Source organism: Flavobacterium sp. I3-2, from assembly GCF_013389595.1.
In the GTDB taxonomy this organism is placed as follows: domain Bacteria; phylum Bacteroidota; class Bacteroidia; order Flavobacteriales; family Flavobacteriaceae; genus Flavobacterium.
The window spans coordinates 2,549,764-2,566,108 of the sequence record NZ_CP058306.1; the positions used below are offsets into that span (position 1 = coordinate 2,549,764).

Annotated in this window: 15 protein-coding genes, 1 tRNA gene and 2 other RNA genes; 7 read left to right on the forward strand and 11 right to left on the reverse strand. The window is 28.4% G+C overall.

Going from position 1 to position 16,345, the window contains the following annotated elements; translation table 11 throughout:
- Positions 1–64: 64 nt before the first annotated feature.
- Entirely contained in the window at positions 65–949 is an 885-nt protein-coding gene (locus HW119_RS12140; RefSeq protein WP_177764773.1) for a lysophospholipid acyltransferase family protein, read from the reverse strand.
- A gap of 85 nt (positions 950–1,034) precedes the next feature.
- On the opposite strand from HW119_RS12140, the gene HW119_RS12145 reads away from it, so the two are divergent.
- Together HW119_RS12145 and HW119_RS12150 are read left to right on the forward strand one after the other, a co-directional pair.
- Complete coding sequence (locus HW119_RS12145; protein ID WP_177764775.1) at positions 1,035–1,673, forward strand: rhomboid family intramembrane serine protease; 639 nt, start codon at positions 1,035–1,037, stop codon at positions 1,671–1,673.
- 128 nt (positions 1,674–1,801) lie between these two features.
- Positions 1,802–4,381, forward strand: a complete 2,580-nt coding sequence (locus HW119_RS12150; RefSeq protein WP_177764777.1) for a gliding motility-associated C-terminal domain-containing protein — start codon at positions 1,802–1,804, stop codon at positions 4,379–4,381.
- A gap of 35 nt (positions 4,382–4,416) precedes the next feature.
- On the opposite strand, the gene HW119_RS12155 is transcribed toward HW119_RS12150, so the two are convergent.
- Positions 4,417–5,079: an ABC transporter ATP-binding protein gene (locus HW119_RS12155; RefSeq protein ID WP_177764780.1), complete on the reverse strand. Its 663-nt coding sequence runs from the start codon at positions 5,077–5,079 to the stop codon at positions 4,417–4,419.
- Between the two features lie 230 nt (positions 5,080–5,309).
- On the opposite strand from HW119_RS12155, the gene HW119_RS12160 reads away from it, so the two are divergent.
- Positions 5,310–5,606, forward strand: a complete 297-nt coding sequence (locus HW119_RS12160) for a hypothetical protein (protein ID WP_177764782.1) — start codon at positions 5,310–5,312, stop codon at positions 5,604–5,606.
- 33 nt (positions 5,607–5,639) lie between these two features.
- Here HW119_RS12160 and HW119_RS12165 read toward each other — a convergent pair whose 3' ends face one another.
- Positions 5,640–6,716: a glutaminyl-peptide cyclotransferase gene (locus tag HW119_RS12165; protein ID WP_177764784.1), complete on the reverse strand. Its 1,077-nt coding sequence runs from the start codon at positions 6,714–6,716 to the stop codon at positions 5,640–5,642.
- Between the two features lie 88 nt (positions 6,717–6,804).
- Between HW119_RS12165 and ffs (HW119_RS12170) the strand changes: the two genes are divergently transcribed.
- An RNA gene (gene ffs, locus HW119_RS12170) (signal recognition particle sRNA small type) lies at positions 6,805–6,903 on the forward strand.
- A gap of 92 nt (positions 6,904–6,995) precedes the next feature.
- Positions 6,996–7,094: signal recognition particle sRNA small type (gene ffs, locus HW119_RS12175), an RNA gene on the forward strand.
- A 114-nt stretch (positions 7,095–7,208) separates the two neighbouring features.
- On the opposite strand, the gene HW119_RS12180 is transcribed toward ffs (HW119_RS12175), so the two are convergent.
- The 3 genes from HW119_RS12180 to HW119_RS12190 form a co-directional block, all read right to left on the reverse strand.
- A complete protein-coding gene (locus HW119_RS12180; RefSeq protein ID WP_177764786.1) occupies positions 7,209–7,535 on the reverse strand; it encodes a hypothetical protein in 327 nt (108 codons plus the stop codon).
- Between the two features lie 225 nt (positions 7,536–7,760).
- The gene (locus HW119_RS12185; RefSeq protein ID WP_177764788.1) at positions 7,761–8,507 is read right to left on the reverse strand and encodes an SDR family NAD(P)-dependent oxidoreductase; all 747 of its coding nucleotides are present in this window, start codon (positions 8,505–8,507) and stop codon (positions 7,761–7,763) included.
- Positions 8,508–8,532: 25 nt separating this feature from the next.
- Entirely contained in the window at positions 8,533–10,827 is a 2,295-nt protein-coding gene (locus HW119_RS12190) for a hypothetical protein (RefSeq protein WP_177764790.1), read from the reverse strand.
- 151 nt (positions 10,828–10,978) lie between these two features.
- Between HW119_RS12190 and HW119_RS12195 the strand changes: the two genes are divergently transcribed.
- The gene (locus HW119_RS12195; protein WP_177764792.1) at positions 10,979–11,860 is read left to right on the forward strand and encodes an AraC family transcriptional regulator; all 882 of its coding nucleotides are present in this window, start codon (positions 10,979–10,981) and stop codon (positions 11,858–11,860) included.
- Between the two features lie 35 nt (positions 11,861–11,895).
- On the opposite strand, the gene HW119_RS12200 is transcribed toward HW119_RS12195, so the two are convergent.
- Positions 11,896–11,966, reverse strand: a tRNA-Trp gene (locus tag HW119_RS12200).
- Positions 11,967–12,016: 50 nt separating this feature from the next.
- Entirely contained in the window at positions 12,017–12,271 is a 255-nt protein-coding gene (locus tag HW119_RS12205) for a DUF983 domain-containing protein (RefSeq protein ID WP_255497874.1), read from the reverse strand.
- A 290-nt stretch (positions 12,272–12,561) separates the two neighbouring features.
- Between HW119_RS12205 and HW119_RS12210 the strand changes: the two genes are divergently transcribed.
- Positions 12,562–14,226, forward strand: a complete 1,665-nt coding sequence (locus HW119_RS12210; RefSeq protein ID WP_177764796.1) for an RluA family pseudouridine synthase — start codon at positions 12,562–12,564, stop codon at positions 14,224–14,226.
- Here the strand turns inward: HW119_RS12210 and HW119_RS12215 are convergent.
- The 3 genes from HW119_RS12215 to HW119_RS12225 form a co-directional block, all read right to left on the reverse strand.
- The gene (locus HW119_RS12215; RefSeq protein ID WP_177764798.1) at positions 14,164–14,943 is read right to left on the reverse strand and encodes an MBL fold metallo-hydrolase; all 780 of its coding nucleotides are present in this window, start codon (positions 14,941–14,943) and stop codon (positions 14,164–14,166) included. The genes HW119_RS12210 and HW119_RS12215 overlap by 63 nt on opposite strands.
- Before the next feature lie 33 nt (positions 14,944–14,976).
- The gene (locus HW119_RS12220) at positions 14,977–15,423 is read right to left on the reverse strand and encodes a hypothetical protein (RefSeq protein WP_177764800.1); all 447 of its coding nucleotides are present in this window, start codon (positions 15,421–15,423) and stop codon (positions 14,977–14,979) included.
- Positions 15,424–15,493: 70 nt separating this feature from the next.
- Positions 15,494–16,324: a DUF6929 family protein gene (locus HW119_RS12225; protein ID WP_177764802.1), complete on the reverse strand. Its 831-nt coding sequence runs from the start codon at positions 16,322–16,324 to the stop codon at positions 15,494–15,496.
- Positions 16,325–16,345 lie beyond the last annotated feature (21 nt).

The window sequence follows — 16,345 nt, forward strand, 5'->3', positions numbered from 1 at the left end:
GTTTTTTAAAATTTTAATAAAAAAAAACGATTCTTAAAATTAAGAATCGTTTTTTTTAAATTTTTTAGTTTTCATTTTTTTTACCGATATGTTTCCAACGTTTGTGGGTCCAAAAATAATAATCGGGTTTTTCAAGAATTTGTTGTTCAGATAATTTTAAAAAACGTTTTGTGATTGCATATTTTTCTTCTTGCAGAACACAATCTGAAATCGGAATAAATTCCGCTTCATAAAAGCCACGTTTTACTTTTGAAACTTTAAGATAAAGAACATTCATGTCTAAATCACGAGCTAAATTTTCTGCGCCCATATGAACTGGAACTTCATGACCCAAAAAATATTCCCAATGTAAACCTTTTCTTAAACTTGGAGTTTGATCACTTAAGAATAAATAAATTCCATGTAAATCTTTACTTTGATTGTGTTTAATTTTCTTTACTGTATCTTTTGTGCTAATCAATTCGGCATCAAATTTCGAACGCATATCACGAACCAATTTATCAAAACGCGGATTACTTAATTTTTTATATATTCCGAAACCTTTAAAATCTATATATTTTCCTAAAATAATTACCCATTCCCAACTTGCATAATGTGGAGTCATCAAGATGATACTTTTGTTTTTCTTTTCGAACTCTTTGACCAATTCAATGTTTTTGAATTGGTATCTTTTTTTCATTTCGTCTTCAGAAATAGTAAGTGTTTTTGCCATTTCTAAAAACATATCACACAACTGATGATAAAAATTTTTTTCAATTTTCAGACGTTCTTTGTCAGAAAGATGTGGGAGCGTAATCTTTAAATTTTGACGAACGGTTTTTCTTCTATATCCAATTATTTTATAAAGAAAGAAGTAAACACAATCCGAAAGAAAATATAATATAGGAAATGGTAATATTGAAATACACCATAAAATCGCGTAGACTAAATAATAAACTATTGCGCCCATAAATAACTTTTTTACAAAGATACTTTAATATTGAATTTTTCAATAAAAAAAAGGATTAATTAGTATCTTCGTTTTTTTAAATATTATGAGTGAAGTTTTAATTGCTATTATTGCAATCGTATGTTTGGTGAGTTACAAAGGATTTAACGACCCTGTATTTTTTGATAAATATAAGTTTAATGTAGGAGCAATTCAACGCGGTCAAAAATATCGAATTTTTACCTCTGCTTTTTTACATGGTGATTTAAGTCATTTGGTTTTTAATTTATTGACATTATATTTTTTTGCGCCAGTCGTTATTGCTTATTTTGGATCCTTGGGTTTTTTAATCGTTTATTTTATAAGTTTAGTTTGTGGTAGTTTATTGAGCTTAAAAATTCATGAAAAACAGCCCTATTATTCTGCAATTGGAGCATCGGGTGCTATAACCGGAATTTTGTATGCCGCAATCTTATTAAATCCAGATGCTCAATTAGGTTTGTTTTTTGTAATTCCTGTGCCTGCTTATGTTTTCGGAATTGGTTATTTACTTTATTCAATTTATGGAATGAAACAACAAAATGATTTAATTGGTCATACGGCACATTTTGGAGGAGCCATTGGCGGTTTATTGTCTGTATTGATTCTTGATTATCGCGTTTTGATTGTGCATTATCAAATGGTGCTATTACTTTTAATTCCAATTGTTATTTTGTATGTGATGATATCAAAAGGTAAAATTTAAATTAACATAAAATAGTTTTAAAAGGATTCTGATTGAGTCCTTTTTTTGTTTTGTTTTTTTGTTTTTTATGTAAAATATTTTGATAATTTATATTAATTATTTATTTTTATTCGAATAAAATAATGTATATGAATGTGTTTTTACGTAGTCTTGTTTTTTTCTTAATTCTTGTGTTCCCCTTTTTACTTCAAGCTCAATATTATGAAACACATTATATAGCACCTTCACCGTGGCAATATTGGAGTCAAGCTAATGAGGTGGTAATTTCTACAACTGATCCCAATCCTGTTACAGTAACACTTAAAAAAAGTGATGGAACTCTTTTGACCACTTTGACAGTGCTTGAATCAACTCCACAATCTTATCGATTTCTAGGTTCGCCGAGTACTTTAACCAGAAATCTTTTGAATCAAATATATAATGATCGAGGACTTATAGTCGAAGCTTCAGCTCCAGTATTAGTAAATTATAGAAATATAGCTTCAGATGTTATTGGCGCAACTACAACTACAATCAAAGGAAATGCTTCTTTATTAAGTTTTGGAGAAGAAGGAGAAGGATTTGAATTTAGAGTAGGATATTACCGTTCTAATTTTATTGGATTATCAGACGGGATTTCAACTACAGGTGGACAACCAATTTACTCGGTTATGGCACTAGATAATGCTACTATCGTAAATCTACCAGGAGGTCCAATCACTTTAAATCAAGGTCAGAGTTATTTGTTTAATGCTCCAATTGGTACATTGATTACTGCAGATAAAAAAGTAGTTATGGTTGCAGGAAGTTATGGAGATACACCACAAGCTTGTAGCGGAAGTGGTCAAGATGGTACAGTTGATCAATTGGCACCGATTAGTTCTTTAGGAGATAAATATATGATTGTCCGTGGGGCAGGAGCAATTGGAGTAGGTAATACACATCCTGAGCAAACTCTAGTTATTGCAACGCAAGCCAATACAACTTTTACCATCGAAAATTTTAATAGTGCAGGAGTTTCTTTAGGAGCTCCAACTACAATTATTCTCACAAATGCTGGAGATTTTCATAATTTTCATCATGGAGATGCGAGTACTCAGTTTTCATCTTCAATGGTTGTTTCAAATAAACCAGTTAGCGTAATTTCGGGTACGGCTTATGGTTGTGAAACCGATTTTTCAACTGTGCTTCCAATTGGTGGATGTACTGGTGCGACAGATATTCGCACAAGAAAATTTATTAATTATAATAATATTGATTTAAATTTCTTTTCATATATAATAATAGAAAGTCCAATAGAACCTGTATTCTTAAACGGTAATAACATTGAAACTTTAACAGGGAATAATCGAATCCAAATCGGAAACACAACTTTTTATTTAATTACGTTCAACAATCTTAACATTGGTTCTTTGGGAGCAAATGGTAATATTTTATTGAATTCAAACCTACCTTTAACAGTTAGTATTGTTCAACAAGAAGAAAACATTTCTTCGATGTCCGCTTTCTTTTCTTCTTTTGGAGAAGCAGCTTTAGCACCATTACTTTCTGTTACTAATCCTGATTGTTCGGTTACTTTAGAAGCTACGGAAGGAATGTTAGAATATGAATGGTTTTTTAATAGTAATTCAATTGGATTTACAACCGTAAATACAAAAACAGTTTCTCAATCAGGTGATTATACAGTTAAAGTGAAGAAAAATTGCGGTTGGACTCGAGTTTCTAAAGCTACGACAATAGAAGTAACTCCTTGTAACGATTTATCGATTACTAAAATAGTTGATTCTGAAGATGGATTACAAGCTACATTTAAAATTACAGTTACAAATAACAATCCTTTTTTTGACGATCCAAATGTTATTATGTCAGATTTGCTTCCTTCGGGATATGCTTTTGTAAGTTATAATGCGACTCAAGGTTCGTATGATAATGTTACTGGAAATTGGAATGTTGGATTGTTAGCAGCTTTACAATCTGCCGAAATTACTATTAAAGTTGATGTAAATTCGGATGGAAACTACAAAAATATAGCGACTGTTTTAGGACAAAACCCAGATCCATATCCAAATAACAATTCAGATTTTGCTGAAATTCAAAAGAAATTTGCTGACCTTGATGCAACAAAAACTGATGGTGTTAACTATTATCAGGCTGGAGATGAATTAAATTATGTAATAACTGTTATTAACAAAGGACCTGCTGTTGCTTATGATGTTAGAGTGAGTGATCCAATGCCATTTGGTGTTACAAATATGAGTTGGAATAGTTCTATAAATACTAATGGAACAGGTAATCTTTTAGATTTTATTCCGCAATTAAACGTTGGAAGCACTGTGATCTACAATGTGAAATTAAATGTACCTAAATCTCATGTTGGAGATTTTATCAATATAGTTGAGGTAAGTTCTGAACACACGATTGATCCTGTTGAAGCATGTACAGCCTGCATAGACATTGATAGACAAGAGATTTATATTCCAAAAGGAATTTCACCAAATGGAGATAATATTAACGATTTCTTGGATTTGGAATTTTATCATGTTGCTAAAATTTCAATTTTCAATCGATATGGAACAACTGTTTATTCAAAAACAGATTACAAAAAAGAATGGCATGGACAATCAAATAAAGGTAAGCAACTTCCTACAGGAACATATTTTTATGTGATTCATATTATTGATGGAACTCAATTTACGGGCTACATTCAATTGGTAAATGAAGGTAAGTAATTTAAACAAAAACGGAAGTATTTAACTTCCGTTTTTTATTTCTGTAAATTTCCATCAATCATAACTAGTTTTTTATCAGCCATATTTGCTAATTCTAAATTATGTGTAACGATAACAAATGTTTGATTCATTTCATCACGTAATTTAAAAAACAACTGATGTAGATTTTCTGCAGATTGTGTATCTAAATTTCCCGAAGGTTCATCAGCATAAATTACAGCAGGTTTATTAATCAAAGCTCTCGCTACTGCAACACGCTGTTGTTCTCCACCAGATAACTCTGAAGGAAAATGTTTTTCTCGATGTGAAAGTCCTAAATAATTAAGTAATTTTTGTGCTTCAATTTCTGTTTCTTTTTTATCCTTTCCAGCAATAAATGCAGGGATACAAACATTTTCAAGAGCAGTAAATTCCGGAAGCAATTGATGAAATTGAAAAATAAAACCCAAATTTAGATTTCTAAATTTAGATAATTCTTTATCGTTTAGTTTTAAAACATCAACATCATTAATAATCAACGAAGTATTTTGAACGGAACTTGGTTTATCTAAAGTTCCTAAAATTTGTAATAAAGTTGTTTTACCAGCTCCAGAAGAACCTACAATTGAAACGATTTCTCCTTTATTTATTTCTAAATCTATTCCTTTTAAAACCTGTAAATCATTATAAAATTTTTGAATATTTTGAGCTTTAATCATTTGGTTAATTTCAATTTATTAAATAGAAAAATATAGTGTATCTAATTTAGAATGCAATAAAGTTACGTTAAATTAGAATTATATTGTCAAGTTTGTATGTAAATTTGATTGAGAATTTGTTTAATTAGTTTATTTTGAAAGCAGTAGTCAAATTAAAAGACATGTTATTGAAAGTTTAAAAGTCATTGGCATTCAAATTGATTAATTAAAATGAATTATAATTTAATATTATGGCAGAACTTGTAGTTAATTCAGCAGTTAGTACAAATTCAAAATATAGAAAACTAGCTTTATGTTTATTTTTGGATTTTATAGGATATTTATCATATACAATTCCTTTTTTAGGTGAGTTTACGGATGTAATTTGGGCTCCATTTGCAGCATATTTAATTTCACAAATGTTCAAGGGAGCTTTAGGGAAGGTGAGTGGTGTTTTTACTTTTATAGAAGAAATATTACCTGGTTTAGACTTTATTCCAACTTTTACAATTACGTGGCTATATTCTAATTTTACTAAGAAACCATAAAAAAGTCGTTCAACTGAACGACTTTTTTATTATTTATTTATTTATTTTTATTTCAAACATTTTATCCCAGTTTTTACCAGTAACAAAATAAGTATCTGTTTTTTTGTTGTAGGCAATCCCATTTAAAACATCTAAATCTGGATGTTTAGTAACTTTAGATCTCAATGCACTTAAATCGATAACTTTTTCCACTTCACCATTTGTCGGATTTATAATTGCAATTGATTCTTGACCATAAAAGTTTGCAAATATTTTACCATTTACCCATTCTAATTCGTTTATAGCTGGTACAGTTCCATTATTAGTTGCAACAACAAAATAATCTTTTAACTTAAACGTGGTTGGATCAATGATGTAAATTTTATCTGTTCCATCAGTCATGTATAAATTTGTGCCATCGTTTGTTAATCCCCAACCATCCATTTTTTTGAAATACGGAATAGTTTGTTCCTTTTCTAGAGTTTCTAAATTATAAACATAAGCTTCATTGTTTTTATATGTAAGCTGATATAATTTATTATTTAAGATAGTTGCACCTTCACCAAAAATAGCGTCAGGCAGTTCGTTGATTTTTATAACTTCCCCAGTTTGAGGATTTACTTTACGAACACTTGATCTACCTTTAATTCCAGTTCCAACACCTTCACCATTTCCAGTGCTTTCGACTAAAATATCTCCATAAAATTCTAAACCTTGTGTGTAAGCTTTCATATCATGAGGAAAAGTATTTACGATTTCATAATTTAAAATTTCTGGTTGTGTTTTTGAAAATAAATTAATCAGTACAGTAGCTTCTGACTTATTTCCTTGAGCATAAATATTTGCCTTAATCAATTTTGAACCAAATTTTTCGTTAGATAAAGAAAAATTCAGTGGTTGCTTTCCGTTATTTGAACCTATTCGGACATCATTTGAAAAATAAACGACCGAATCGATAGCTGTATTATTTGGGTTGCTTATTTCTAATGAAACAGATTCATTTGTATTATAAATTTGTTTTAGTTTACTAGAGTCAATAGCTAAAGTATTATTTTCATTTTTTTTATCATCATTACAAGCTGTGAAAATAAGACCTAATCCTAAGATAGCTATAAGGTTATGTTTTTTCATTTTTTATTTTTTTGTATTTACAATATTACAATAGAATTTTTTATTTACAAAGGACTTGTGTAAATATAAAATGTTTGTATATTTGCAACGGCAAGTCCTACACGACCAGCTCCTGATGACTCCTCCAGGGTGGGAACGCAGCAAAGGTATTCGGTTGTAGCGGTGCGATGTAGGTCGCTTGCCTTTTTTAAAAAATACAAAAAAACGCTACTTTCAAAAAAAGTAGCGTTTTTTTGTTTGAAAACCTTTGTGTTTACTGGATTTGTTATATATTTGCAGTAGCAAGTCCTACACGACCAGCTCCTAATGACTCCTCCAGGGTGGGAACGCAGCAAAGGTATTTGGTTGTAGCGGTGCGATGTAGGTCGCTTGCTATTTTTAAAAAATACAGAAAACTCTACTTTAAAAAAGTGGAGTTTTTTGTTATTTATAAATAAGAAATATTCATTTAAATATAAAAACTAAAAAAGCGAACCTAAGTTCGCTTTTTAATTACAATGAAATTTCAAATGTGTTCTCTAAAAGTTGCAATTCGTATTTCGATTTAAAATCTTCTTTGCAAAAATCGGCAGTAGAAAAAGTTTTGTGATATTCAAAAACAATATCTAAAATGCTGTCATCTTGTAGAGCTACTAGATGCATGAATTTTTGTTGTTCACATAAAGTGCATTCTTCTACATTTCCAATAAAGTTTTCGATTTTGTAATTCTTTTCATTACATAGGTCTAAAATTAATTCGAAAACCTCTAATTCTAAATCTGATTTATTTTCTAATAAAGCAGCTTTCAAAAGCAAATTTTTAATGTTTTTCTCTTTCATAGTACATTTTTTTAGTTAAAATAACGTTTTTCGATATAGCAATTATCTGTAACTAATGTACTAATATTCAGGTTAGTAAAAAAATAAAATTTAAACTTTAACATAATTGGTGATTATGTGTTTTAATTTAGTAATGTTTATTTAAAAAAAATCCTTTTTTGCTAAATCCTTTTTAAATATATTGGTATTTTGTGTAAGGTTTGTTTATATTTTAAAATATTAAGTTTATTCTTTCTTAAAAAATATTGCATCACCTTGATTTTTTGGCAAAATTGTAATATCCGCTAATTGAACATGTTCTGGCTGATTGATAACAAATGCAATAGTTTCAGCAATATTTTCTGCTTGTAAAGCTTGATAACCTTTATAAACCATTTTCGCTCTTTCTGAATCTCCTTTAAAACGAACTAATGAAAATTCTGTTTCGACAGCACCTGGGGCGATAGAAGTTACTTTGATTCCTAAAGGAAGAAAATCTAAACGCATTCCTCTTGTTAGGGCTTCGACTGCAAATTTTGATGCGCAATAAGTAGTTCCATTGGAATAAACTTGTTTGCCTGCAATCGAAGATAAATTTATAATGTGTTTATTTGAATTTTTACTCATCAATGGTAATACTGCTTTTGTAACATAAATCAAACCTTTGACGTTTAAATCTATCATTGCGTCTAAATCATCAAGGTCAGCATCCTGGAAGGTAGCTAAACCATGTGCATTTCCAGCGTTATTAATTAAAATGTCAATTGCCTTGAAATTTTCTGGTAATGAATCTAAAGCTTCAAAAACAACTTTTCTGTTTGTTACATCAAAGTTTAGTGTTATCACTTCATTAATTAAGCTCAATTCTGATTTTAATTTTTCTAAACGTTCGCTTCTTCTTCCGCATAGAATTAATCTATTGTTTTTTATCAAAAGACGAGCAGTTGCTTCTCCGATTCCAGAGGTAGCTCCAGTAATTAGTATTGTTTTCATTAAAATATATTCTTTGTAAATGTGTTTAAAGTAATGTTTGTTTTAATCCTTGTTTCAGATTTAACCATAGAAAACTAAAAAAGCCTTTGTTTTTTATGCGTTCAACGGATTTGGTTTCGTGAGAAACATCTTTTCCGTGTGTATTTTTTTTGATTGCTAAATTAGCTAATGACGATAAAAATTTACGTTTCTTTTCACCATCTTCTTTAAAAATACTCATTTTTAAATGATCGTAATTCATCGAAAAAGTTCCTGAAGCAATATTATTATTTCCATTAAAATTAAAATCAATTTCATCGATTGTTCCGGTAGCAGATATTTTCATATAAGGTTTAATGAATGGATTCATAGCTTCTGCAGGCAAGTTTAAAACCGTTCCACGAATATTGAAAGTATCTGTTTTGTTTAGTATTTCAAAAGTCCAATTGACGCCAACCTTTGCCGTTTCCATAAAATTAGTATTGACTTCAATTATTGTTTTAGGACCAGATTTTCGACCATATCCACTATAAATATTTTGAATATTTGCATTGAATTTGTTAAAAGTCAGAATACCAGGAGCTAAGCTTTTTGCAGTTTCTTCTTCGTAGATTAAAGTTGAATTTACAATTTTTACTTTTTGGATATCTAATCCAAAATTTAAATCTCTAAGTTTTTGACTATATAATTTATTTAATCCTGCTTTATTTGGAATAGCAGCATTTCTATAAATATCTGCATTTACCTTGTTTAAGACTACTTCTCTTAATTTCAAAAAGAAAACATCTTTAGTGTCAAATCCCCAATGAAAATCTTTTAAATCGATGTGAGCTATATTAACATTAAATAAATCATTTCCGTATTTCAATCTTGAATTAAAAGCTTGACGACTTAACTTGGGTTTCAACTCAAAATTTGAAATTGAAATAATTTGATTTTTAATTTCAATTCCATTTGTGTAAACATTGTAAAATTCACCTGTGTCATAATGAATTTTTCCAGTTTTTAAGATCGGATTTTCATAGTTAAAAGGAATTTTATTATTTAAAGTTTTTCCATTTACCTTAATATTATTTAATGCTAAATTGAATTTTTGAATTGTAATTTTATTTTTTGAACCCGATTTATCTTTTAATGTGTAGCTTGCATCATTAATTTTGAGTAAATCAATTTCTAATCTGTCATTTAAATGAATAGAATTCGCGTTTTTCTTTGTTTTATCTGATTTTTTTTCGACCTGAATAATATGAGGTTTGTTTAACGTAAACTCTTTAATGTGTAATTTTTCATTGATACGATTCGAAATTCCTTTAATGTTAATATTCACATTTTGAACATCGAATGTGTTCATAGAATTGAAAGAAGATTTTTTAATATTTAATTCATTTACATCAAGTTTAAACGGAATTAAAGAATTTTTGTCTTTTGTAATTGTAGATGTATTTTCTATTTTGGGCTGTTTTTTATTTTTATCTAAAATTCCAAATTGAACCGAATCAATATTAATTTGAGAGATATTTAAATAAAAATTATCCTTTTCGATTCCCCAATCGGTTCCTTTTAAGTTTAGTTTTGGAACATAAATTGCTAATTGCGATTTTGAAGTTGAATTTTTAAACGTTTTTGAATTTTGCAAAGGGAGTAATCTAAAATTGGTCATATCAAAATTAGATGGATTAATTTTGATTTCATTTGCTTTTAAATATTGAGATTCATTTAATCTAGTAAATACTGAATCAACCGAAAATTCATAATTAGAATATGTAAATGGTAATGATTTACTTTCAATGTATTGTCCCATTTTCAATACATCTATTTTAGCATTAAGATTGTAAACTTCGTTGAATAGAGTATCAGCAGAAGCATTTACTACTTTTAAATTTGCATTTACAAGCGTGATTTTATCTATATCAATTGAAGAAGGTAAACTGGATTTTTTTTCGGTTTTTAAACTATCTTTAATTTTATTCTTATAAATTGTGATATTTGGTTTGTTTAAATGAATCGTAAAAGCATCTAAATTTTTGTTTTTAAGCAATTCATAGAAATCAACTCCAGTGAATTCAATGGTTTCAATTTTAGCTTTTAAATGAAGTTTTTTAGGATTTAAATCTAAATCTTTTGGCGACAATTCAATAGAATGAACTGATAACGTATTTTTAAAAACAGAAAAATCTATGTGGTCATAATTGAAATTATATTCTGTATCGTTTTTTTCATTAATTATCGAAGGTAGTTTTTGATTTATAAAAAAATTTAAACCCATACTTAAAACTACAGCTAATAGGCTCAAGGAAATTATTCCGATTGCAAAAAATTTTAATATTTTTTTTAGCTTCATTTCTAATGATTTGTTTAAAGATATAAAAAAAACATGACATGCAAAAGACATCGTAAAAATACAATGATTTATAGAAAGTTGTTTATTACAGCATTAAAAAAGCAAGGAAAATAAATAAAAACAGTTTATCTTTATAGAAAAGAATTTGAGTATGCATAATATTAAGTTTTTAAAAATTAATGAACTTAATCAGAATATAGAAAATAATGATTTTTACGCAAGTACAATTCCAAATCATTTGATTAGTAATCATTCTAGAATTGAAAAACCTCATAAACACGATTTTTATGCCGTTTTTTTATTCACTAAAGGTTCAGGGACGCACGAAATTGATTTTCAAACATATGAAATCAAACCTGGAACTTTATTTTTTCTTTATCCAGGTCAAACTCATAGTTGGGATTTATCTGATGATATTGATGGTTTTTTATTTTTTCATTCAAAGGAGTTTTATGATTTAGGATATGTTACAAATTCGATAAAAGATTATCCCTTTTTCGATTCAAATCATACGGAGAAATGTTACTATTTGGATGAGAAAATGTCTAGTCAGCTAAATAATATTTTAAAAGAAATTTTAGATGAGTTTCATGCTTCTTTTTGGAAAAGGAAACAATTGATTTTAAGTTATTTAACTCAATTGTATATAAAAATTAATAGATTTATAGAAGAGGTTAGTTCTGTTGAATTTAACCAATTGAGACATTATCAATTCATTTTCAATCAGTTCGAAACTTTGTTAGAGAAATATTACATCCAAGAAAAATTAGCATCTGATTATGCTGAAAAATTAAACATTACACAAAAACATTTGAATAGGGTAGTGAAATCAATTACCACAAAAACAACTACAGATATTATTTTAGACCGAATTATTTTAGAAGCCAAGCGCAATTTAATTTATACAGATGATAGTTTTGGAAAAATTGCTAATAAACTGGGATATGAAGATTATGCATATTTTTCTAAAATATTCAAAAAACGAGTTGGTATTTCTCCTTCAGAATTTATAAAACGTTATCAATTAAAATAAAAAAAGCTTCTAAATTTAGAAGCTTTTTTGTGATGCACGGGTGGAGGGATTCGAACCCCCATCAACGGTTTTGGAGACCGCTATTCTACCCTTGAACTACACCCGTCTTTGTTTTAACTGGGGCAAATATACTACGTATTTACTGACTTTTCCAAATTATTCTTCATCTTTTTTATAAAAAATATTTAGCCACATCAATCGAGACATTTTATAGTTGAAAGTTGAAAGTAAAAGTACAATAATTACAACTCCAATAAACATTTGTAAGAAGCTTAAACTCAGTATTAAACCGATAACGAACACTGCAACCATTTCTGCAACAGTCAATGCATAACTCATATACATAGCTCCAAAATAAAATCCAGTTTCTCTATGAAAAGAGTAATTACAAACCTTACATTCTTGATTCATTTTGGGCATTTTGAATAAAAATGGGTTTCCGTTTGTTTCAAAAACCTTTGTTTTTTTACAATTTGGACAACAGCCTGAAATAACATTTGAAATATAAGACATAGTTTTATTTATTTTATTGTTGCAAAGATACTTCAAATTAAGTTGAATTTATTAGATATTAAAACACTATAATTTGTAATATTCGGACAATTTGTTTTTGTATAATCTATTTTTATTTGTTTGATTAAATTAATTATAAGATTGTATTTTTGTAAACAATAATTCTATTACAATCCAATTCATATCAAATGAATAAATTTAAACAATTCTCTTCAAATATCGATTCTATTTTATTGCCAGAAAAATTTACTTTTCCCTTTTTCTATGAACCTCATCCTTTATGCGTGATTGCAACAAATGAGCTTCAAGAATATTTATTGAATCAAACAGATTTTGAACACAACTTTGGACTTTTTGATTCAGAAGATGCCATCGGAAAAATGTTTGGAGTTCTTGTTGTTCAAAATAAAATTGGAGAAATTGGATATTTAACTGCATTTTCTGGTAAAATGGCCAACAGTAATGTACATGATTTCTTTGTTCCGCCTGTTTTTGATATGCTTGATGAAAATGGATTTTTTATAAAGGAACAGTCGATTTTAAATGATATTAACGATGCAGTCAAAAGTTTAGAAAATGATGCAAACTATCTAAAACTTAAATCTGAATATGAAACTTTTTTAATTGATTCCGAAAAGAAAATTAATGAGCAAAAATTAAATGTTAAACGCTTAAAAAACGAAAGAAAACAATTAAGAAAAGAAAATATTCAAGTACTTTCAGCTCAAGATTATGAGCAATTTGAAGCAGATTTGGTAAAGCAAAGTTTACGCGATAAGCATGAATTTAATGTATTCATGAAATCAATTGAAGATAAAATAAATGAATTCAAGTCTAAAATAACTTCATTTCAAATTAAAATTAATGAATTAAAAGATTTGCGTAAGAATAAATCAAATGCGCTACAAAAGCAATTATTTGAAAGTTATTCTTTTTTAAATGCTTTAGGTATTCGAAAAAACTTACTTGATATTTTTTCTGAAAACGGAGAACAACCGCCTGCGGCAGCTGGTGAATGTTGTGCGCCTAAATTATTGCAATATGCTTTTTTGAATGATTTAAAACCTCTTGCTATGGCTGAGTTTTGGTGGGGAACTTCACCTAAATCAGAAATTAAAAAGCATCAAAATTTTTATCCAGCATGTTGGGGAAAATGCAAACCGATTTTAGGTCATATGCTCGCAGGTTTGTCGGTTGATGACAATCCTTTTTTGGTGAATAGTGCATTAGATAAAGATTTAGAAATTATTTATGATGATGAATTTATGGTGGTTATAAATAAACCTGCTGATTTTTTATCTGTTCCAGGAATTCATGTTAAAGATTCGGTCTACGAACGAATTAAAATGAAATATATAAATGCTACAGGACCGTTAATTATTCATCGTTTAGATATGCCAACTTCTGGATTGTTAGTTTTGGCTAAATCAAAAGAAGCTCATAAAATCTTGCAATCTCAATTTATTAAACGTACAGTTGTTAAAAAATATATTGCATTATTAGAAGGTGTTTTAACTGTGAATGTCGGTGAAATTAATTTACCAATTCGACTTGATTTGGATGACAGACCGCGCCAATTGGTTTGCGAAAAATATGGTAAAAACGCGCGTACTAAATATGAAATAATCGAAATAAAAAATAATCGAACCAAAGTTTATTTTTATCCGATTACGGGCCGAACGCATCAATTGCGTGTTCATGCATCGCATCATTTGGGATTAAATACGCCAATTGTTGGAGATGATTTATATGGAAAATCTGACCGTAGATTGCATTTACATGCTGCCTACTTAGAATTGAATCATCCGGTTACGAATCAGCGTATGTTTTTTGAAGCTTCGTGTGATTTTTAGAAAGTTTTCAAAAGTGTTTTTACCATGATAAAATAAAATAGTCCAATTTTCAAGTTGGGCTTTTTTGTGCCATTCAATTCTATCATTCATTGCTTTTATGCCATCAAGGTCGTTTTTGAAGGCAGCTTGATATTTTAAGTAATTTAATTGAGGTAGATTATCAGCACCAAAAAAAGCAATTTTACAATCTTCTTCGAACCAAAAAACTTGCTGAAACGGCACGTGACCACCAACAACTTCATAAGTAATAACATCGTTTATTCTATCTTTATTTTTGTTTAAATAAACGATGTTTTTATAATCTTTGATTTGTTTTAAGAATGTTGTATCGTAGTTGAAAGTTTCTTGCTTTAAAGCAAAATCCATTTCACGTTCTTGAATAAAAATTTTGGCATTAGGAAAATAACATTCAAATTCGTTATTATGTATTTTTCCTAAACCATTAATGTGGTCTTTGTGTAAATGAGAAATAAGTATTATGGAAACATCATTTTCAGAAAATCCATATGAATTTAATTTCGAAATCAAAAACGTTTTATTGTCTTTAATTGCGCCGAATCCGCAATCAATCAAAATTAAATCATCGTCTGTTTCAATTAAAAACGGACAAACATTCATATTTATCCCTTCTTTTGGTAGAAAATCATTCGTCAGATAAGTGAATTCTTTTTGACTACTTACGTTGTATGTTCCTTCTAAAAGTGGATAAATGTTCATTTTTGGCGTTTAAAGTAAGTTTTCGATGTTTTTCTATTTTATTGAAAGTTGATTTCTAAAGAGATTTGCATCTGTTTTATTAAACAATCTAAAGGTTTCTAGATGTTCAGTAATATCAAATTCATAGTAATAGTTTTCGGCTTTTACTTTCATCTTAAAAACCAAACCGTTAGTGTTATCTGCTAAAATACTGTAATTAAAACCACTCGATTCACAAATTGTAAAACATTCTCCTTTGATTTCGTCTGTTTTGCCAATTTTAAGAGCGTCATTTAATTTAAAAATCGAATCGTAAATTCCTTCCATTTCACCTACAGAAATGAAACGTGTTCTGAAACGACCATCATTAAATTTTAACGTAATGTGGCATTGACCAATTTTGTTTAAATTATCAATTACTATAAAGCGAAAAAGTAGTTTAAGTCCGTATTCGTTAACTATATTAAATGAACCAACACTTTTATATATTACATTATTCATAGATTTTGATTTAGTTTTTCAAATATAAAAAACTTCTGAATGATATTTATTTATTTGTTCTTTAATATTGTTACAATTTGATTTCAAGTTTGTAAATATCAGTTTGATTATTTTCGTTGTCTTCATCTTCTCCAAGTAAAAAAACAGCATTTTTACCTTTTAATTCATAAAGCGTAATTCCTTCAAATTTATTTTCAGTAGAAATAATTTGTGTGTATTCTAATTTCATTTTTTTTAGGTTAATGCAACCAAATAAAGTTCCTTCAATTTTACCATCGTTATAAGTTGAGTCCGAATTTTCAGCAGTTGCAATGAAGTATAATTTATTTTTAATTACAATTCCATCAGAAAAACCTGTCTTAATTTTATTGATTTCAGGAAGTTCAAATTCATTGAAAAATAGATTAAAATCATCTACAAGATTATTCCCTTGAACTGTGAAAATTATATTTTTATTTCCTGGTCCATTTCCTCTATTTAAAAAATACCATTCGTTATTTGCATATGCAACACCTTCAATGTTCAAATCGTTTTCTGAAATTTCCGCAAAACTTTTCATTGAATCAAATAAATAGTTTAAGTTCAAAGTTTCTACCGTATTTTTATCTTTATTAATATAAACAGCTTTTTCACGATTTGGATTTGAACCTGAACCAAAAATATATGTAGATTTATCTGAATCAATCATACTTTCAAAATCAAGTTTATCTTTTTTTGCAATATTTTCAATTTCACCTTCAGAAAGTGTAATTTTTGTTAATTCAGCATCTTTAATATTATATTCATATAAAACATTACTGTTATCTGCAATAAGCGAAATTACATCATTTTGATAGGTTAGTGCTGAAACAGTACTAAGTCCGATAATTTTCAGGAATTTTATTAAGTTGTATTTTTTCATCTTTTTATGTTTGAAAAATTG